This window comes from Virgibacillus kekensis, from assembly GCF_042654125.1.
GTDB lineage: Bacteria > Bacillota > Bacilli > Bacillales > Amphibacillaceae > Lentibacillus > Lentibacillus kekensis.
Genome location: NZ_JBHSFU010000004.1, coordinates 195,535 through 214,017, shown reverse-complemented (window position 1 = coordinate 214,017; position 18,483 = coordinate 195,535). Strand labels below are relative to the sequence as shown.

19 protein-coding genes are annotated in these 18,483 nt (G+C 43.0%); 18 read left to right on the top strand and 1 reads right to left on the bottom strand.

Features of this window, described 5'->3' with window-relative positions:
• Positions 1 to 14 precede the first annotated feature (14 nt).
• The 11 genes from ACFO3D_RS05445 to ACFO3D_RS05395 all read left to right on the top strand — a co-directional run bounded on the left by ACFO3D_RS05445 (position 15) and on the right by ACFO3D_RS05395 (position 10,859).
• Positions 15 to 458, top strand: a complete 444-nt coding sequence (locus tag ACFO3D_RS05445) for a hypothetical protein (RefSeq protein ID WP_390293634.1) — start codon at positions 15 to 17, stop codon at positions 456 to 458.
• Between the two features lie 66 nt (positions 459 to 524).
• Positions 525 to 1,373, top strand: coding sequence for a chemotaxis protein (locus ACFO3D_RS05440; RefSeq protein WP_390293633.1), 849 nt, complete (start codon positions 525 to 527; stop codon positions 1,371 to 1,373).
• 150 nt (positions 1,374 to 1,523) lie between these two features.
• A complete protein-coding gene (gene asnB / locus ACFO3D_RS05435; protein WP_390293632.1) occupies positions 1,524 to 3,368 on the top strand; it encodes an asparagine synthase (glutamine-hydrolyzing) in 1,845 nt (614 codons plus the stop codon).
• A 116-nt stretch (positions 3,369 to 3,484) separates the two neighbouring features.
• Positions 3,485 to 5,098, top strand: a complete 1,614-nt coding sequence (locus ACFO3D_RS05430) for an FMN-binding glutamate synthase family protein (protein ID WP_390293631.1) — start codon at positions 3,485 to 3,487, stop codon at positions 5,096 to 5,098.
• A 237-nt stretch (positions 5,099 to 5,335) separates the two neighbouring features.
• Positions 5,336 to 6,286, top strand: coding sequence for an ornithine cyclodeaminase family protein (locus ACFO3D_RS05425; RefSeq protein WP_390293630.1), 951 nt, complete (start codon positions 5,336 to 5,338; stop codon positions 6,284 to 6,286).
• A 3-nt stretch (positions 6,287 to 6,289) separates the two neighbouring features.
• Positions 6,290 to 6,502, top strand: a complete 213-nt coding sequence (locus ACFO3D_RS05420; protein ID WP_390293629.1) for a hypothetical protein — start codon at positions 6,290 to 6,292, stop codon at positions 6,500 to 6,502.
• 31 nt (positions 6,503 to 6,533) lie between these two features.
• On the top strand, positions 6,534 to 7,976 hold the full coding sequence (locus ACFO3D_RS05415; RefSeq protein WP_390293628.1) for a sodium:solute symporter family protein: 1,443 nt from the start codon (positions 6,534 to 6,536) through the stop codon (positions 7,974 to 7,976).
• A 20-nt stretch (positions 7,977 to 7,996) separates the two neighbouring features.
• Positions 7,997 to 8,587 carry a hypothetical protein gene (locus ACFO3D_RS05410; RefSeq protein ID WP_390293626.1) on the top strand — a complete coding sequence of 197 codons (591 nt, stop codon included), beginning with the start codon at positions 7,997 to 7,999 and terminating at the stop codon, positions 8,585 to 8,587.
• 67 nt (positions 8,588 to 8,654) lie between these two features.
• Positions 8,655 to 9,794: a glycerate kinase gene (locus tag ACFO3D_RS05405; RefSeq protein WP_390293625.1), complete on the top strand. Its 1,140-nt coding sequence runs from the start codon at positions 8,655 to 8,657 to the stop codon at positions 9,792 to 9,794.
• Between the two features lie 293 nt (positions 9,795 to 10,087).
• Entirely contained in the window at positions 10,088 to 10,639 is a 552-nt protein-coding gene (locus ACFO3D_RS05400; RefSeq protein ID WP_390293624.1) for a sigma-70 family RNA polymerase sigma factor, read from the top strand.
• Positions 10,640 to 10,667: 28 nt separating this feature from the next.
• Positions 10,668 to 10,859 (top strand): YwbE family protein, encoded by a 192-nt coding sequence (locus ACFO3D_RS05395; RefSeq protein ID WP_390293623.1) that lies wholly within the window; start codon positions 10,668 to 10,670, stop codon positions 10,857 to 10,859.
• A gap of 50 nt (positions 10,860 to 10,909) precedes the next feature.
• On the opposite strand, the gene ACFO3D_RS05390 is transcribed toward ACFO3D_RS05395, so the two are convergent.
• Entirely contained in the window at positions 10,910 to 11,695 is a 786-nt protein-coding gene (locus tag ACFO3D_RS05390) for an HAD family hydrolase (protein WP_390293622.1), read from the bottom strand.
• A gap of 206 nt (positions 11,696 to 11,901) precedes the next feature.
• On the opposite strand from ACFO3D_RS05390, the gene ACFO3D_RS05385 reads away from it, so the two are divergent.
• The 7 genes from ACFO3D_RS05385 to ACFO3D_RS05355 all read left to right on the top strand — a co-directional run bounded on the left by ACFO3D_RS05385 (position 11,902) and on the right by ACFO3D_RS05355 (position 18,468).
• Entirely contained in the window at positions 11,902 to 12,672 is a 771-nt protein-coding gene (locus tag ACFO3D_RS05385) for an SDR family NAD(P)-dependent oxidoreductase (protein WP_390293621.1), read from the top strand.
• A gap of 149 nt (positions 12,673 to 12,821) precedes the next feature.
• Positions 12,822 to 13,019: a small, acid-soluble spore protein, alpha/beta type gene (locus tag ACFO3D_RS05380; RefSeq protein WP_390293620.1), complete on the top strand. Its 198-nt coding sequence runs from the start codon at positions 12,822 to 12,824 to the stop codon at positions 13,017 to 13,019.
• Positions 13,020 to 13,216: 197 nt separating this feature from the next.
• Positions 13,217 to 15,265, top strand: a complete 2,049-nt coding sequence (locus ACFO3D_RS05375; protein WP_390293619.1) for a BglG family transcription antiterminator — start codon at positions 13,217 to 13,219, stop codon at positions 15,263 to 15,265.
• 37 nt (positions 15,266 to 15,302) lie between these two features.
• Positions 15,303 to 15,785, top strand: a complete 483-nt coding sequence (locus tag ACFO3D_RS05370) for a PTS sugar transporter subunit IIA (RefSeq protein WP_390293618.1) — start codon at positions 15,303 to 15,305, stop codon at positions 15,783 to 15,785.
• 2 nt (positions 15,786 to 15,787) lie between these two features.
• The gene (locus tag ACFO3D_RS05365) at positions 15,788 to 16,072 is read left to right on the top strand and encodes a PTS sugar transporter subunit IIB (protein WP_390293616.1); all 285 of its coding nucleotides are present in this window, start codon (positions 15,788 to 15,790) and stop codon (positions 16,070 to 16,072) included.
• 63 nt (positions 16,073 to 16,135) lie between these two features.
• Positions 16,136 to 17,395, top strand: a complete 1,260-nt coding sequence (locus ACFO3D_RS05360) for a galactitol-specific PTS transporter subunit IIC (protein WP_390293615.1) — start codon at positions 16,136 to 16,138, stop codon at positions 17,393 to 17,395.
• A gap of 41 nt (positions 17,396 to 17,436) precedes the next feature.
• Positions 17,437 to 18,468: a zinc-binding dehydrogenase gene (locus ACFO3D_RS05355; protein ID WP_390293614.1), complete on the top strand. Its 1,032-nt coding sequence runs from the start codon at positions 17,437 to 17,439 to the stop codon at positions 18,466 to 18,468.
• The last annotated feature ends 15 nt before the right edge of the window (positions 18,469 to 18,483 follow it).

Here is an 18,483-nt window from a genome sequence, read left to right as displayed (position 1 = left end):
AGGCAGGGGGCGGTATGTTGAGAATCATACTTGTGTGTGTAGCTATTATTGCTGGGGGTCTGACCGTATATTTTCTGATAAATAAAACGCCTGAAGAGTATGCTGTTGAAACAGTGAATCAATTTTATAGATTCGAACAGGATGGTGATTTCTCGGATTCATGGGAAATGTTTCATCCGCTTATGAAGGAAAAATTTAGCAAGGGCCATTATCTTCAGGACCGTGCACATGTTTTTATGAACCATTTCGGAATCACTACCTTCAGCTATTCACTCAGCGAGGCAGTGGAACTTAAAAACTGGAAACTTGAGAAGGATGCGAAACCTATTGATCTTGTCTATAAAGTTACCGTTTCCCAGGTCTTCAAGGGGAAATACGGTCGTTTCACTCTTGTGCAGGATGTTTATACAACCCTAGTGGACGGGGAGTGGAAAGTGCTCTGGGATTATAATAAATAATAGTGTCTTTTTGACAGGAATTTTAGTAGATTAATATATTATAGGATATAAGGCAGGAGGGTTAGGATGACCCAAAAAATTGCGGTGATGATTTTGCACGGGGCAGGAACACCAGAGCGTCAGTTTGCTGAAGAAATGATGGAGCGTATTACAAAAAGTTTTGTGAAAAAAACGGGAGCAAGTCCGACGGAGCTGGTGTTTGAACCTGTTTTTTGGTCGTCCATATTCGCCGGAGGACAGGAGGAGCTTTGGGAGAATTTCCAGAGTGATAATTTGCATTTTCAGCGTCTCCGGAAATTCGCAGTGGAATTTCTGGCTGATGCAGTAGCATATCAGCCTACCGATAAAGACGGACAGAATTATGACCAGGTTCATACTTTGCTTGCGAAATCCATACGAAAGTTGAAGGAGCGGGCCGGTGAGCGTGCACCACTTTGCGTGATCAGCCATAGTCTTGGTTCGATTGTAGCGAGCAATTATTTTTTCGATCTGCAGTATAGGCGGGAAAAAATAGGTGTAGAAACGCGTCTGGCAACGAGTAAGACGCCAATCGAGCAGTGCGAGACACTAACATTATTCTATACGATGGGAAGTCCGATGGCGCTTTGGTCGATGCGGTATATAGATTTTGGTTCACCAATTATGGTTCCCTCACCGGAGTTACCTGTGCATTATCCTGATCTAAAAGGGGAATGGCTTAATTTCTATGATAAAGATGATGTACTTTCCTATCCTTTGAAAAATATTAATGAGGCGTATAATCGGGCGGTGACCAGAGATGTAAGTGTTAATGCCGGTGGAATGTTGACAAGCTGGAACCCGATTTCACACATAAAATATGATACGGATAAAGAGGTAATCAGCTCGATTGTGAACGGATTGTGCAGAACATGGAAAACAATTAATAACGATTAACTGACTCCTCCCATAGTTAGTTGCTATCAATAGAATATGGAGTCCGAAGTCGTTTCCTGTTCTTTTTAACTATACGCCTTCATATATTTGTACATTGTACAGCAGATTTTGCATAAGATGGCATATAGTTTGGAGAGAGGATGAACACATGTGTGCGGGATTACTGGAATGGTTAACTGGCATAAAAAAGTCTGGGAAGAACGCCCGATATTAGCCAGTATGACGGAAACACTTGAACATAGAGGGCCTGACGATACACAGTTATGGATTGAGAGACAAGTCGGATTTGGTCATAAGCGATTGGCTGTTGTTGACCTTGAGGGTGGAGTACAGCCGATGCAGCGGGAAAAGGACGGTAATATGTATACCATTGTATATAATGGTGAACTTTATAACACCGATGATTTACGAAAAGAATTATATCGGCGCGGGTACGAATTTCAGACCACGTCCGACACCGAGGTTTTGTTGACTTCCTACATGGAATGGCAGGAGAATTGCGTTGAGTATTTGAACGGTATTTATGCGTTTGGAATATGGGATGAAGCGAATGAACAGCTGTTTATGAGTCGTGACAGGCTGGGGGTTAAGCCGTTATTTTTCCATGCGAATGACGGCCGGTTTATTTTTGGTTCCGAGTTGAAAGCAATCCTGGCTCATCCGGATATTCCTGCAGCCGTCGAACGCGATGGGTTGGCGGAAATATTCGGACTCGGTCCGTCGAGAACACCCGGACACGGGATATTCAAGGGAATAAAGGAACTTCGGGCTGGTCATTCACTTACTTTTACGAGAAACGGTCTTAAAGTATGGCGCTATTGGAATGTGAAAAGTGAGCAGCATTCCGGAACGGTAGAGGAAACAGCCAAGAGGGTACGTGAACTCTTTATTGATGCGGTGGAACGCCAGCTTGTAGCGGATGTCCCGGTTTCCACATTCCTTTCAGGTGGACTCGATTCCAGTGCAATTACGGCAATTGCCGCAAATTATTTTAAAGAGAATAGAAGTGGTCAACTTGCCACTTTTTCGGTTGATTACGAGGGAAATGATAAATATTTTGAAGCCTCTAAATTTCTACCTTCAAGTGATCGCCCATGGATTAAAAAGATGGTTAAAGAATTTTCCACGGACCACCACGATGCGATTATAAGTGGTTTCGAGCTTGCTGATCTGCTGAAGGAATCAGTAAGACTTCGCGACCAGCCTGGAATGGCAGATATTGATTCGTCCCTTCTATGGTTTTCGGGAAAAATCAAACAGCATACGACAGTGAGCCTATCCGGTGAATGTGCTGATGAAATATTTGGAGGATATCCATGGTTTCACGATCCGGATGCTTCATCAAATGGCTTTCCGTGGATGCGGTCACTAGACGCCAGGGTCAATTTGCTCACGCCAGAGTGGCAAAAGAAACTCATGCTGCATGACTATGTGCAACAACGTTACAACGAGACAATTGCCGAAACACCTAGGCTCGAGGGGGAAAATGAGCAGGATGCACGTCGTAGGGAGTTGTTTTATTTGAACATGCACTGGTTTATGGCGCAATTGCTTGACCGGAAAGACCGGATGAGTATGGGAGCAAGCCTGGAGGTGCGTGTCCCGTTCGCCGACCATAAGCTGGTCGAATATGTATGGAATATTCCTTGGGATATGAAAGTACTTAATGGCAGGGAAAAGGGAATTTTGCGAGCGGCGCTAGAAGGAATATTACCTGATGAAATCTTATATCGGAAAAAAAGTCCGTATCCAAAAACATTTCAGCCGGAATATACAAGACAGGTGGTCAATTGGATGAATGAAGTTCTTGCTGACCCCGATTCACCGCTGTTTAAGTTTATGGACCGAGAGAAAGTCCGGGCGATCGTACAAAGTAAGGGAAAAGAATTTAACGAACCCTGGTATGGTCAGCTTATGAAAGGCCCGCAACTTATTGCGCATTTATGCCAGATCGACTACTGGTTGCGCGAGTATAATGTGGTAATAGACGGTTAGAATATCTGCACGCCTGAAGCATACTGTTTCGGCGTGTTTTTTGCTTGTGATGGATATTTTTTACTACACAATCCATGCTAACGATATAAACATTTTGCCAAAGGTGGAAATGCAGCATGAACATAGCGGATATAATGATAGTAATCGGGTTTATCACTGTCATTCTAATAATACTTTGCCTGATTGTAGGCTTAATTTATTTTTATTTTGTCGATCGTACACAAAAGCAGCATCCGGTTCTGCGTAATTACCCGGTTATTGGCAGGGCAAGGTATTTCTTTGAAAATATCGGTCCAGAACTTCGGCAGTATTTTTTCAACAATGATAACGAGGGGAAGCCTTTCTCACGGAACGAGTTTCAGCATATTGTCCGGAAATCAAAATATAAGCGTGATGTAATAGGATTTGGTTCGCAGCGTGATTTTGAGGAAGAGGGCTATTATGTAAGGAATTCCATGTTTCCGAAACTTGCTGAAGAGATGAAAATGGACCGGGAAACGATGGTAAAGACAAAGCGATATCTCCTGATCAAGGAACCAATGTTTACACAGCGGGTTGAGAAGCTGGAGGATGAAGAGTCGTCTGCGTATCTGCTCGATGAAAAGGATACGATTGTGATTGGGGAAAACTGCAGGGAACCATTCAAAGTCCGTGGACAAATTGGCATGTCGGCGATGAGTTATGGTTCTCTTGGCGAACGAGCGATTACTGCACTGTCGGAAGGCCTCGCAATTGCCAAGGGAACATGGATGAACACTGGAGAGGGTGGTCTGTCAGAATATCATCTCAAAGGTGGCGGAGATATCATCATGCAGATTGGCCCTGGTATGTTCGGAGTCAGGGACAAAGAAGGGAAATTTAATTGGGGTGCACTTAAGGAAAAAAGTGAGATTCCCCAGGTGAAAGCATTTGAAGTGAAATTGGCCCAGGGTGCAAAAACGCGTGGGGGACACGTGGATGCTGAAAAAGTTACGGAAGAAATCGCCAGGATCAGGATGGTGGAGCCGTTTAAATCAATTGACAGCCCGAACAGGTTTCCGGAATTCAGCGACTATCCATCATTGTTTGGTTTTATTGAACGCGTCCGTGAACATTCTGGAAAACCTGTGGGAATGAAAGTGGTTATAGGCAGTCATACTGAAGCGGACGAACTGGCAAAAAGCATCCGAGATACCGGAAAAGGTCCTGACTTTATTACCGTAGATGGTGGCGAAGGAGGTACCGGGGCATCATATCAGGAACTGACTGACAGTGTCGGTCTGCCGATACGATCGGCGCTTCCTCTGGTAGATAATGCATTAAAAAAATACGGCCTACGGAACACCGTTAAAATCTTTGCATCGGGTAAACTCAGTTCGCCTGACCGAGTGGCAATCGCACTTGCAATGGGAGCGGACCTCGTTAATATCGCACGTGGTTTTATGATTACCGTCGGATGCATCCAGACATTGCAGTGTGCATCCAATATCTGCCCTGTTGGTGTGGCGACAACTGATCCGAAACTGCAGAAGGCACTTGTTATCAGTGAGAAAAAACACCGGACAGCAAACTATGTCATCACGATGCGGAAAGGGTTGTTCAGGATTGCTGCAGCTGCTGGTCTCGATTCCCCTACCCAGTTCAAACAGGAACATGTGGTATATAAAGATGAAAAAGGAAAGACTTGGTCAATGGATGATATTTATCAGACGATGATTGAACCAGGCAGTGAAGGGTCAGCAAATGCGTGAGTGAAGGAGACCGGGTGTAGAACGTTTTTTAGCCTATGCATCGCTTAGCTATCCTACTCACTACTGTTGGAGCGATTATTCAGTAAAATCCATGCGAGCCATAGTAAAAAAGTAACCGGGCATTCATTTGCTCGGTTACTTTTCGTTCATGGAAGAGCAAATTTTTTGTCAAATTAGAATCTTATGTTAAAATTTATAACAAATTTGAGTGGTTAATAAAGGGAGGGGAAAACTTATATGGATATTTTATCAGCACAGGACATCAACAAATTAATAACGATGGAGGAGGTGATTAGGGCAATAGAAAATTACTACCTTAACGAGGAAGCTAACGACGAAACAAGCCCTGATCGAATGCATGTGGACGATGACGATAACACTGCCCTGTTAATGCCAGCGTTTTACGGCGATTATTATTCCGTCAAACTGGTAGGGGTTGCACCACACAATACGGAAGCCGGCAAACCAACCATCCATGGCACCATGCTGCTGCACGACCGGAAAACGATGGAGCCGATTATGGTTTGTGATGCTATGCCGATAACTGCACTCCGAACCGGTGCGCTGGGTGGACTTGGAATGAAGTATATTTCAAGTCCTGACGCATCATCTATTGGAATAATCGGTACCGGTACACAGGGATGGAGTCACCTCCAGTCTGCATGTGCAGTTCGACCGATTAAAACTGTATATGTGTATAACCGCAGTCAGAAAAAGATGGCTGATTTTATTGCCAGAGCCGAAAAGGAATTCCCTGAGCTGACAGTTAAGGAAAGTAAGGTAGAGGATCTGGTTCAATACTCCGATATCATTATCACGACTACCACATCACCTCGTCCGGTTTTGCCTGATGTGGATCCATCCGTCTGGAAAGGGAAGCAGGTTATTGCAGTAGGATCGTTTAAACCCAACATGCAGGAATTGCCTGATTCCTTATTTAAACAAGTTGATGCGTTTTATGTTGATGGCTACAGTGCCTTCAATGAATCCGGTGACATGATACGGGCAGGCAAGTTTGGGGCAAATGAAAATGACGCCATGTCGCTGGAAGAAATCATCAGCAAGCAGCATACTCCTGAAAATATTGCCGAGAAGACACTTGTATTCAAATCGGTAGGTATGTCTATTTTTGACTTGGTAGCTACCAAAGCTATCTACGAAAAAATAAAGCAACAGAAAGGAGATTAACGATTGAAAACAAATTCGAGACTTAAAGATCCCGGTCTGATTATTGCTGCCATTCTTATCATTATTTCGGCCATTGTGTTTATCTGGTGGCCTGCTGATGTGCATATTTACGGCATCTCACTGGTAGGCTGGCTTATGTTTTTCTCTTATTTTATCTGGTTTGCTTTGGCTGTCATTTATGTAGTGTGGATGGAGAGAAAAGAAAAAGGCAAATAATTATCAGTTGTGAGGGAGTGGGGTTGACGATATGCAGATAATGGAAGCAGTTATACTTGGAATTTATCTAATTGGCATGACATTTATTGGTATTTATTTTTCAAAACGTGCCTTATCCTCTGAAGAGGACTACTGGACTGCAGGGAGAAGTATCAATTCATTCGTTGGTGCATTTGCGTTATTCGCCGCAGTTGCCAGTTCGAGTTCCCTGATGGGTGCGGTTGGTTCGGGAGTTGCACTGGGGATCCCGTTTTTATTTGCGTATGGATTTGGTGCAGTGGCAATTATGCCGTTTACCCTTTTCCTGATTGCCGGTCAAATCCGCCGTTCTGGAGTAAGTACGATGCCGGAGTTTTTCAAGCAGCGATTCGGTAAATCGGTACAGGTTCTGGCTGCTGGAATCGTGGTTGTTGGGATGACGTTTTACATGGTACCACAGCTGACAGCATCTGGTCTGATTGGTTCCTATGTGCTTGGGATTTCCTATGAAAGTGCGGTAATAATTCTTGGAATAGGGTTCACCCTTTATGCGGCACTGGGCGGTATGTGGGCGATAACATACACCGACCTTATTCAGGGAGCGGTTATGCTTGTTGGGATGCTGGTCTTATCTATTCTTATTTTAGTAGAGCATAATGGTCTTGGCTCACTGATTCAGGATGCGCTTGCTGCCAGCCCGACATTCGGGGATGTCACACAACCTCTATTATCCTATTTTGGTCTGTTCCTGGCATTTCTATGGTTCGGAATTGTATCCCCGTCAGCAGTTATGCGTAATTTCGCTGCCCGCGATGCTCGCACCGCTCGCCGATCTGCGATGTGGGCGTGTCTTTTATATTTGTCCATCTTTGTATTCGGCTTTGTGGTGGCTTCAGGTGGGGCAAGCCTGGGAATTGCCGATACACTGGAGAACCAGGATATGATTTTTGTGTCAGCGATCCAGCATTATATGCCATCAATTCTTGCAGGGATTATGCTTGCTGGTCTTCTGGCGGCAATTATGTCTTCTGCAGATGCGATGCTCCTTGCAATCTCGGCAGGTGTGGCGCGTGACATTTATAAAGGATTCATCAATAAGGATGCTTCCGAAAAGACGGTTACACGCCTTGGCTTTATTGTCATGGTCGTCGCGAGTCTTGTAGGTATAGTAATAGCGCTCGACCCGCCACAACTTATCGCGATAATGGTAGGCTGGGTTGGTGGCGGCCTGCTGTCAGCGTTTGGCTTCCCGGTGGTGCTTGGGATTTGGTGGAGTCGTGCAAATAAAGCTGGTGCTCTCGCGGGTATGATCGGCGGATCGATTGTATTTCTCGCATTGGTCATTACCAAGCCATTTGCGTTGGTTGCAGAGCCTATCATCGCAGCGCCTGTATCGCTGATTCTGATGATAGTTGTCAGCCTTATGACACAGCCACCATCTGCAGAAGTACAGGCACAAGTGGAGAAGTATCACACACACTTGGAGAAACAGTAAAAGTTGAAGGATGGATTAATGTGCTGAAAGCGGCTTTGGAGAAGATTGGGGTAATCGGAAAAAAAGAAAAGATAACCGAGCGGGATATTTATCCGCACATGTATAAAGCTTTAAAATGGCGAACCCGGATAAATAAGTCAATCACGGAAGAATACCTGAATGAGCATACTGTCAGCAAAGCGTTATTTTACCATCCCATATGGCTCGCTAAAATCCTTTTGATTGCCAGGCGACCACCATTTCCGCCTAAAAAGATACCAAACATGATTTTTGTTGATGCAGTATCAGGGTACAGGGGGTTAATCTCCAGCATCCCCGGAACAGTAATCCAGGAAGTGGATCCACAACCACTTATTTCACCTAAGATAAATGAGCAGGATGCAGTTAAGCGTTATGTGGAAGACGTACAGATCAATCAGATTAATCGTTCCTATGTACTGAAAAAGCCGGAGTATGATTTGCGTGATTTGTCACTCGTGTATCTGCCGTTGTGGAGAGTAAAAGTTGAAAGCGATTTGCTGACAAAAGAATTTACAATTAACGCTAACACTGGGGAGTCAGAGGAATATATGAGCAGCCTATGGGATTCAAACAAGTTGTTATTGGATTAAGAAACAGGTACTGGATCGTATTGGCTGTCCGGTACCTGTTCTAATTTCTAGAAAAGAAGGGACCATTATGAAAATCGTAATCGCACCGGATTCTTTTAAGGGAAGTCTTACCGCAACTGAGGCGGCAGGAAAAATGCTGCAGGCTGTGAAACTTGTAGACGAAAATTTTAAAGTTGAAGTGAAACCAATGGCTGATGGCGGGGAAGGAACCCTTGACTCATTACTGACAGCCACTACTGGCAAGAGGGTTTCTCTCCGCTGCATCGGACCATTGGGCGATGAAATGAACACGGCATACGGATTACTCGATTCTACGACCGCTGTTGTGGAATGTGCTAGCATCGCTGGTCTCCCACAGGTCCCAATGAACAGACGAAACCCGGACATAACAACTTCATACGGAATTGGTGAAGCCATCCGAAATGGGCTGGAGAGGGGATGTACTTCTTTTGTAATCGGACTCGGGGGAAGTGCAGTTAATGATGGAGGTCTTGGGATGCTGCAGGCACTCGGGATGAAGGCTTGGGATAAAAACGGTCAGGAAGTTGGCATGTTCGGAAAAGACTTACTTCATGTCAGTCGAATCAGTCTGAATGGATTGGATTCCCGGTTGAAAAACGCAAAAATTATGGTTGCCTGCGATGTTGATAACCCGTTATGCGGCAAAAAAGGAGCAACCTATGTATATGGTCCACAAAAAGGTGCGACAAATGATCAGTTATTGGTGTATGACCTGGCAATGAACAGGTATGCAGAACTAATTCAATCAGCAACAGGCTGTGAGCTAAAGGATGTACCGGGAGCAGGTGCTGCAGGAGGACTCGGTTTTGCATTACTCGTGATCGGGGCTAAACTTACTTCAGGCGCTAAGCTCATTGCTGAAAAAATGGGTCTGGAGGGGACGATTCGGGATGCGGATCTAGTGTTGACCGGTGAGGGACAAAGTGATGAGCAGACGCTCTATGGTAAAGCACCTGGATATGTTGGATCCTTGGCACAGAAACATGGAGTACCCGCTTTATTGATTTCCGGTAGCCTCGGCGAGGGAAGAGACACGTTGGCCAAGCGGTTTACTGGATATTTTTCCATTGTAAATAAACCGATCGCTTTAGAGGAAAGTATGGAGCAAGCCGGCGAACTGCTTTTTGAGCAGACCAAACAGGTTGTAGGGCTAGTTAATGCTTTCAAGAATGAGTTAATTTCATAAATGCTTATATTCATAGTTTATCCGAACGATCTAGTGGTCTATTGTAATAATGTTTGTGAATTCTGTGCGTTGCCATTGTTGATTGAGACGGAAAGCGTCCGCCTGCAGTGGAAATCAACAGGCCTAGCAGATTTAAAATGTGTGGATTTACCACTTTAGTTTTTGGATTATGAAATTGACTCGAATAAATAATTTTTTGAGTTCTGATGCCACCAAACTGACCTCCACAAACGATAATAGTTATAGACTATAGTACTAATATAAAATGCCGGCTTTTTGGAAAGAGGCTGTTGATGAATACAGCAATCGGAAAATCGTTTGAAACAATTCTGGAGGAGAATGAAAACCGTATATATTTTCAGATTCACAAATTACATATAAATGATCCACATCAGGAGTTTTATCAGGAGGGGCTTGAAGCGTTGTGGAACGCTTATTTATCATACCTTCCGGACAAAGGGAGCATGACGACTTATTTTAATTATTCGATACGAAATCGTTTGATTGATTTACTGCGGAGAAAAACGGTTGACCAAAAATACACCAAAGCATTCCAATCTGAATTTGAGACCCAGTGCGGTGCCGGCAATCGGAACCGCCGTAATGGTATTGGTTTGCCGGTTGTTGGCAGAACAGATATGATGCTGATTCATTCGCCCCTTTTTGAATTGGTGCGCGAGGGGTTGACAACGAATCAGCAAAAATGGGTAAATTACTATATACTTGAAGATAAATCGGTGAAAGAAATAGCTGAACTTGAAGGTGTTTCGGAAAGTGCCGTGAAAAGCTGGGGCAGGCAAGCCAGGAAGAAATTGAAGGATGTAAAAGTATACGTCCAAGAATAATTGTCTGCGGTTCGTAAGGAGGGTTTGAATGGAAGTTGATGGCAGATATCGCAAAAATATTCAGCCGGGACTTGAGGTCGAAGTTATTTTGAAAAAAGACCAGCGGAGTGGAGCCCGTACCCCGGGCGTGGTGAAAGATATACTGACTAAGTCGGATTATCATCCGCACGGCATTAAAGTGCGACTGGAAGATGGTCAGGTTGGCCGAGTGGTATATTAAAGACACAGTAACAGGCAGAATATAGGCGTACAGCCCATTCTGCCTGTTTTTTAAATGTCTAACCCTAACTTTTTAAGACCATTATAAATACCGTCTTCGGAAACAGTGGTTGTCTTATTTTTAGCATAATCAAATAAATCAGGGTTTGAATTTCCCATTGCAATACCTTCTCCAACAGTCTGCAGCATTTCCTTATCATTCATACCGTCCCCAAATGCAATTGCCTCAGAAGGTTTGATGTTAAGGAGCTTAAGTATTTTTTCAACAGCAAAGCCTTTGTTAACATTTTTTCGAATAATGTCATAGCAGTGCTCGACTCCATTGACATTTACCTGGGAAAGATGGATGTTTGCTTCAATTTCGTATAATGCTGTTTGCTGTGGAGAGAGATTCATCACTGTGGCACCTAGGTAATCGTGTTCGAGAGCTCCCTGAAATTGTTCATTTTTTTGCAGTTTAAACGTATTGATGAAGTTCTGAACAAGCGGTCTGTTCAGGGATGTGTAATAATTTGTATCTCTTGAATAGATAACAATCTCATGATCATGTTGCTTCGCTATCTCAAGGAATTGAGCCACAGTTTCCTGTTTCATTGGCTCGTTTACGATTGTTTCATCCTGATGAATCGCAAATGCGCCGTTGTAGCCGATAAATGAATGAATATCCAGTTCATCTGCCAGATAATCAATCTCATGGAGCGGGCGGCCAGTCGCGAGAAACACCTCAAGGCCTTGCTCTTTAGCGGCAGTTATTGCGTGTTTAGTTGATTCTGTATACGTATGATCAGGTTTTAAGATGGTCCCATCAATGTCGAGAAATAAAATTTTGTAATCCATGTGTATCTCCTTGTCTGTCTGATATAAATAGCATTTTAGCATAGCTAGGAGGTTTTTTGCACATTTTGGACATTATGAGGAAATAGTCTTTCACTCGGTCGTTATTTTCTGAAAAAATAGGTTTTATTATCGATGTGAAGGGAAAGAGTGATTGTGGGACAGGAAAAATGTCCTAGTCAAATTCTTTTAAAAGGAGCGGATCCATAGTGGCACGATTAGAAGGAAAGACAGCTATTATTACTGGTGGCGCAGGTGGTATCGGTAAAAAAACAGCTGAAATTTTTCTGAAAGAAGGTGCCAACGTATCCCTGGTTGACATGAAGCAGGATGCTCTTGATGAGGTTAAATCCGAACTTGAGCAGCATGGAAACGTATTAACAGTAGAAGCCGATGTTACCAACGAGGCTGACGTAAAGAACTATGTTAAGATGACTAAAGATGAGTTCGGTAGTATCGACGTATTCTTTAACAATGCTGGTATTGAAGGTACAGTTGCTCCAATCGCTGAACAAGAACTGGATGATTTCCAGAAAGTGATGTCAGTAAATGCTAAAGGTATTTTCCTTGGTTTGAAGCATGTGATTCCGGTTATGACCGAGCAGAAGAGCGGAAGTATCATTAACACTTCATCGGTTGCCGGGCTAATGGGATTCCCTGGGCTTGCACCATATGTAACTTCCAAACATGCGGTAATTGGATTAACAAAAACAGCCGCATTGGAAGTAGCAGACTCCAACGTGCGGGTTAATTCCATTCACCCATCCCCGGTTGACACACGGATGATGCGTTCACTTGAGAAAGGTTTTAATCCGGAAGACTCTGCACAGGCTAAAGAGGAACAAGAACAGGGAATTCCAATGGGCCGGTACGCAGAGTCCGAAGATATATCAAACCTGGTACTGTTCCTCGCTTCTGATGACAGTAGTTTTATCAGTGGAGCCCAATATCGTATCGATGGCGGAATGGCAGCCCAGTAAGTAAAAAATTTCTTATATTCACTCGCTGAAAACAGGAAGCTCAATATATGGGCTTCCTGTTTTTTACATGTGTAAAATACCCTGCTCAACAAAAAATAATTATGAGCAGATATTTAAATCTGTTCACATCCCACGAGGAGTGATTAGCGATGGCAGATAACAACAATAATGATTTGTTGGTGCCAGGTGCGGAAAATGCAATCGACAATATGAAAACGGAAATTGCAAATGAGTTTGGTATTCAGCCAGGCGCGGATACCACAGCACGCGAAAACGGAAAAGTGGGTGGCGAAATGGTCAAACGAATGATCAAAATCGCCGAATCAAGCATGGCCAACAAAAAATAAATTGGACATGCAAGAGCCACTTCAACATTTTTGTTGAAGTGGCTCGTTTAATAATATACGTTTTCAGATGTGCAACATGAAGGGATTTGTACAGATAAAGCACAATGATGTACATAACCAATTCGACAAACTGTGCTGAAAACGTATACATTCATGCAAAAATGGGTGCTAGAATGAAATCAGAAGGGAGAGCTATTATGCAACTTGATGATCGAAGCAATAAGTTGTTGGAAGACATTATAAGCATCCCGGGTATTAAGGGGAAGGACTTAGAAACAAAATATAGCTTGTCCCGAAGACAATTGGGATACAGCTTCGATAAAATCAATAATTGGCTCAGCTCGAATAATCTTCCGGAAATCATACGCACAAAACAGGGACATTTCGTTGTCGATCAATCAGTAATCACTAAGCTGATAAGCACTCCTGAAAAAACAGATTTTGAAATGAGTATTCTTTCAGAAGAGCAACGGATTTATTTAATTATATTAATGATTTTAAGTAATAAAGAGCTGTCCCTAATCCACTTCACAAGTGAATTGGATGTCAGCAAGAATACAGTATTACATGATCTAAAGCGTGTCCAGGCGTGTGTTGAAGAGTACGGTTTGAATGTTCGGTACTCCCGACGTGATGGTTATCTGATTGAAGGAAAAGAATTTGAGATCCGCAAGCTTCTAATCAAAGTTATTTACAGAGTTCTGGAAATGCCGAATGGTGAAGAAAGATTGAACAGGCTGGCAACAATCGAAAAAGATGATGTAGACGAATTAATTAGGCGAATTGAGAAAGTGGAAAACAAGCTTAATCTGAAGTTTACCGATGAAAAGATCGAAACGATGCCGTTCATCCTGACGCTTACATTGCGGAGAATTAAACAAGGTAATACTATAAAGCCATTTTATATCCATTATGAAGAGTTATCCGATACAAAGGAATACCTGGCAACTGAAGAGCTGCTATATGATTTCGAAACAGTTCCGATGGAAGAACGGCTATTCATCACCTTACATCTTTTGACCACCAATGTGTACTGGTCAGAATTTCTGACACAGGAAGCAATCCCGAATTTGATTCAGGCAATTGACAATATGCTCCGTCAGTTTGAAAAGACTGCTTGCATTTATCTTCAGGACCGGGATCAATTACTGAATAAATTGCTGCTTCACATTAAGCCGGCTTACTACCGTATCAAGTACCAACTTACAGAGGTGAATGAAAGCCCTAACACAGTAAGCGATGAATTCAAAGAATTGCATCACCTCGTTAGGAAATCGACCGGTCCGTTGGAAACGTTAATTGGTAGTCAGATACCGGAAACAGAAACAACATACATTACAATGCTTATTGGTGGATGGTTGACCAGACAAGGTGACAGCATACAGGAGAAGGTCAAGGCAATTGTTGTTTGTCCGCGGGGAGTATCGGTATCCAGGCTGATGTACAGCGAACTAAGAGAACTTTTCCCGGAATTTGTATTTTTGGATTCTTTATCAGTAAGAGAATTTCAGTCCTATGATTTCGATTATGACATCGTTTTCTCACCTGTTTTTATTCAAACAGATAAGAAGCTATTTATTACAAGTACATTCCTGGAACGCGAGGAAAAATTCAGGTTGCGAAAACAAGTAATGTTGGAGTTGCATGGGTATGCTCCATCTGAGATAAGCATTGCGGAGGTCATGGACATTATTAAAAAGCATGCAGTGATTGAAGATGAGCATAATTTGTCAAAAGAATTACATGCCTATCTCAAGAGTGATAACGAGACGGAAATCGCGTCAGCAAATGACCGATTGGTGTTAAATCTCGATGAGCTGATAACTCCTAGCCGTATAACACTGGCGAAATCTGCAGCGTCATGGGAAGAGGCAATTCGGTTAAGTGCCGGGCCGTTGCTCGAAAGTGGACATATCGAACCTCAATATGTCGAGGCAATTGTAACTTATGACAAAGACCCGTATATTGTAATCGGTCCTAACATAGCAATCCCGCACGCCTCCCCTGACGATGGCGTTAATAAAGTAGCGATGAGCCTGCTTCGCTTGGAAGAAGGCGTGGAGTTCACCGCCGATTATTCCATTAACCTGGTAATCGTGATTGCTGCAGTTGATAAGCAACAGCATTTACGCGCATTGATGCAGCTTCTGAAGCTTGCAGGTAATGAAGACGATCGAAATGCTATTATTCATGCGGAAAATGGAGAAGAAGTATTCTCCATCATTAAAAAATATTCGCAGGAATAAATATGAAACTATTTTTTGAAAATGAGGTGCACAGGAAATGAGTGATTTGTTTTTTGATGAATCTATTATCCTATTGAATCAAGAGGCGACAACAAACGAGGAAGTCTTGTCACTAATGGCTGACAATCTTATAGATAAGGGGCTGGTGAAAGAAAGCTTTAAACCGGCCATAATTGCCAGGGAAAAAGAATTTGCTACAGGTCTGCCAACAAAGGGCTTTTCGGTGGCTATCCCACATACCGATGTGGAGCACGTAGTACAAAAAAACATCAGTGTAGCTGTACTTAAAAATCCAGTGGACTTCTGCATTATGGGTGATGCAGAATCTACTACACCAGTAAAAATAGTATTTATGCTTGCAATGGATGAAGCACATTCACAATTGTCTTTACTCCAACGACTGATGCAGATTTTTCAGGACGAATCGACGCTACAAACTTTGGCAACCGAAACCAGCAAAGAAACTATTAAAAATTTACTGGCTGATAAGCTGGATTTTTCCCTTGAAGGAGGTGAGTAAGAATGGCGAAGAAACAAGTACTAGTAGCATGTGGAGCAGGAATCGCAACTTCCACAGTAGTAAATGGTGCAATCGAAGAAATGGCAAAAGAACATAAACTTGATGTGAATCTGGTTCAAATCAAAATTGCTGAAGTAGGTTCATACGTGGATACAGCTGATTTACTCGTTACCACAGCAATGACTAAAAAAGAGTATCCATTTCCTGTAATTAATGCTCAATCATTCCTGACAGGTATTGGAACTGAAAATACAAAACAACAAATTTTAGACGAACTTAAAAAGTAATCATTCTATCCCGGTTTCCGGTAATTGGGAAACCGGGGTCATATTGAAATAGGGGGTACGAAAATGGAAGCGTTTGTAAATGTTATCCAAAGTTTCTTGGATTTAGGCGCAACAGTAATTCTGCCAGTTGCAATCTTCTTATTAGGTTTATTCTTCGGACAAAAACCAGGAAAGGCCTTCCGTTCCGGTTTAACAATCGGAGTCGCATTTGTGGGTATCTTTCTTGTCATTGACCTTCTTGTCGCCAACCTCGGCCCTGCCGCTCAGGGAATGGTTGAACGTTTAGGTGTAAGTTTAAATGTTATTGATGTAGGCTGGCCTGCGACATCGTCAATAGCCTGGGCTTCAGTAGTTGCAGCATTTATTATTCCACTTGGCTTAATAGTTAACGTGGTTATGCTTTTCACCAAAACTACTAAAACCATGAACGTTGATATTTGGAATTATTGGCACTATACATTTATGGCTGCACTGGTATACGCAATTTCCGGAAGTATTGTGCAAGGGCTTATTGCTGCAGTTATTTTCCAGATTGTTTGTCTCAAAGTTGCTGACTGGACCGCTCCAATGGTAAGTGATTTTTATGAAATGCCAGGGGTTTCAGTTGCAACAGGAAGTACTATTTCATATGCACCAGGTATTTTCCTTGTTAAATTACTCCAGAAAATTCCTGGGATTAACAAACTTACTGCGGATCCTGATACGATTCAAAAACGCTTTGGTATTTTCGGGGAATCGATTTTTATTGGTCTGTTCCTTGGGGCAGCAATTGGTTTCCTGGCAGGATACAATGCGGGAGATATTATTGAAATCGGAATGGCCATGGCGGCTGTTATGGTACTGATGCCGCGTATGGTAAAAATCCTGATGGAAGGATTAATGCCCGTATCCGAGTCAGCTCGTGAGTGGCTCAATAAGCGTTTTGGCGACAAGGAAATCTATATCGGACTGGACGCGGCAGTACTGCTTGGTCATCCTTCCGTAATTTCCACAGCACTGATTTTGGTGCCAATCACAGTTTTACTGGCGGTTATTTTACCAGGTAACTCACTATTGCCATTCGGCGACCTTGCAACAATTCCATTTGTCGTGGCATTCATCGTGGGTGCTGCCAGAGGTAACATTGTTCATTCCGTAATTGTAGGGGCAATAATGATATCACTTTCCCTATATATGGCAACCGATGTCGCTCCAATCTTCACTGAAATGGCAATTAAGACTGACTTCAAAATGCCTGAAGGCTCTGCAATGATTTCAAGTATTGACCAGGGTGGTAACCTGGTTAACTGGATAATCTATAAAGTCTTTGCTTTGTTTAATTAATCGAAGTTGTTGGTCCATCACGTTAGACAGGAGGATTCCAGATGAAAGCATTAGTGAAAACAGAACATGGTTTTGGGAATTTGGAAATTCAAGATAAGACAGAACCAACACCTGGCAAGGGTCAGGTGAAAATAGAAGTTAAATATGCCGGAATTTGCGGCTCGGATATCCATACGTACGAAGGTCATTATAAAGTTGGCGTGCCTGTGACACTTGGTCATGAGTTTTCCGGTGAAGTGGTAGAAGTCGGGGAAGGTGTAACTGACTTTAAACCTGGTGACCGCGTAACATCAGAAACCACTTTCTATATTTGCGGTGAATGTGAGTATTGTCAATCAGGTGACTATAATCTTTGTAATCACCGTAAAGGATTAGGTACCCAGCAGGATGGCGGATTCACAAAATATCTGATCGCCCGTCAGGAGAGCCTCCACTTCCTGCCTGAAAATGTTGACTATAAGTCAGCTTCTATGACGGAACCACTGGCATGTACCCATCATGCGGTTTCCAAAACGGAAATTAACGAAGGTGACATTGTCGTTGTAATTGGACCAGGACCAATTGGACTCTTTACTGCTCAGGTAGCTAAAAGTCGTGGTGCTACCGTTCTAATTACCGGTTTAACGAATGATAAAGTTCGTTTGGATAAGGCGAAGGAACTGGGAATTGACTATGCGGTTGATACCCAAAAGGAAGATATCAAGAAGATTGTAAACGATTTGACTGATGGCTATGGCGCCGACGTCGTATTTGAATGTTCTGGTGCGGTACCGGCTGCCAAGCAGGGACTTGATCTTCTTCGTAAAAAGGGACAATACGGACAGGTTGGTCTTTTTGCACAACCGGAAGTTCAATTTGATCTTGAGAAAATTATCCAGAAAGAGATCCGTGTCGTAGGGAGCAGAAGCCAGAAACCTGCTGACTGGGAACCTTCACTTGCTTTAATGGCGGATGGATGTGTGAACGCGAAAGCACTTGTAACTCACGAATTTAACATTACCGAGTGGGATAAAGCATATGACGCCATCAAAAGCGGTGACGCAATAAAGGTACTCTTGACCCCTGTTGAGTAATAGAATTTCTCTGAA

Excerpts from the sequence above, each read along its gene's own strand:
- ACFO3D_RS05440 (WP_390293633.1), top strand. The coding sequence starts at position 525 with ATGACCCAAAAAATTGCGGTGATGATTTTGCACGGGGCAGGAACACCA.
- ACFO3D_RS05395 (WP_390293623.1), top strand. The coding sequence starts at position 10,668 with ATGGAAGTTGATGGCAGATATCGCAAAAATATTCAGCCGGGACTTGAG.
- ACFO3D_RS05445 (WP_390293634.1), top strand. The coding sequence starts at position 15 with ATGTTGAGAATCATACTTGTGTGTGTAGCTATTATTGCTGGGGGTCTG.
- ACFO3D_RS05355 (WP_390293614.1), top strand. The coding sequence starts at position 17,437 with ATGAAAGCATTAGTGAAAACAGAACATGGTTTTGGGAATTTGGAAATT.
- ACFO3D_RS05365 (WP_390293616.1), top strand. The coding sequence starts at position 15,788 with ATGGCGAAGAAACAAGTACTAGTAGCATGTGGAGCAGGAATCGCAACT.
- ACFO3D_RS05390 (WP_390293622.1), bottom strand. The coding sequence starts at position 11,695 with ATGGATTACAAAATTTTATTTCTCGACATTGATGGGACCATCTTAAAA.
- ACFO3D_RS05400 (WP_390293624.1), top strand. The coding sequence starts at position 10,088 with ATGAATACAGCAATCGGAAAATCGTTTGAAACAATTCTGGAGGAGAAT.
- ACFO3D_RS05405 (WP_390293625.1), top strand. The coding sequence starts at position 8,655 with ATGAAAATCGTAATCGCACCGGATTCTTTTAAGGGAAGTCTTACCGCA.
- ACFO3D_RS05370 (WP_390293618.1), top strand. The coding sequence starts at position 15,303 with ATGAGTGATTTGTTTTTTGATGAATCTATTATCCTATTGAATCAAGAG.
- ACFO3D_RS05425 (WP_390293630.1), top strand. The coding sequence starts at position 5,336 with ATGGATATTTTATCAGCACAGGACATCAACAAATTAATAACGATGGAG.
- ACFO3D_RS05360 (WP_390293615.1), top strand. The coding sequence starts at position 16,136 with ATGGAAGCGTTTGTAAATGTTATCCAAAGTTTCTTGGATTTAGGCGCA.
- ACFO3D_RS05375 (WP_390293619.1), top strand. The coding sequence starts at position 13,217 with ATGCAACTTGATGATCGAAGCAATAAGTTGTTGGAAGACATTATAAGC.
- ACFO3D_RS05415 (WP_390293628.1), top strand. The coding sequence starts at position 6,534 with ATGCAGATAATGGAAGCAGTTATACTTGGAATTTATCTAATTGGCATG.
- ACFO3D_RS05430 (WP_390293631.1), top strand. The coding sequence starts at position 3,485 with ATGAACATAGCGGATATAATGATAGTAATCGGGTTTATCACTGTCATT.
- ACFO3D_RS05380 (WP_390293620.1), top strand. The coding sequence starts at position 12,822 with ATGGCAGATAACAACAATAATGATTTGTTGGTGCCAGGTGCGGAAAAT.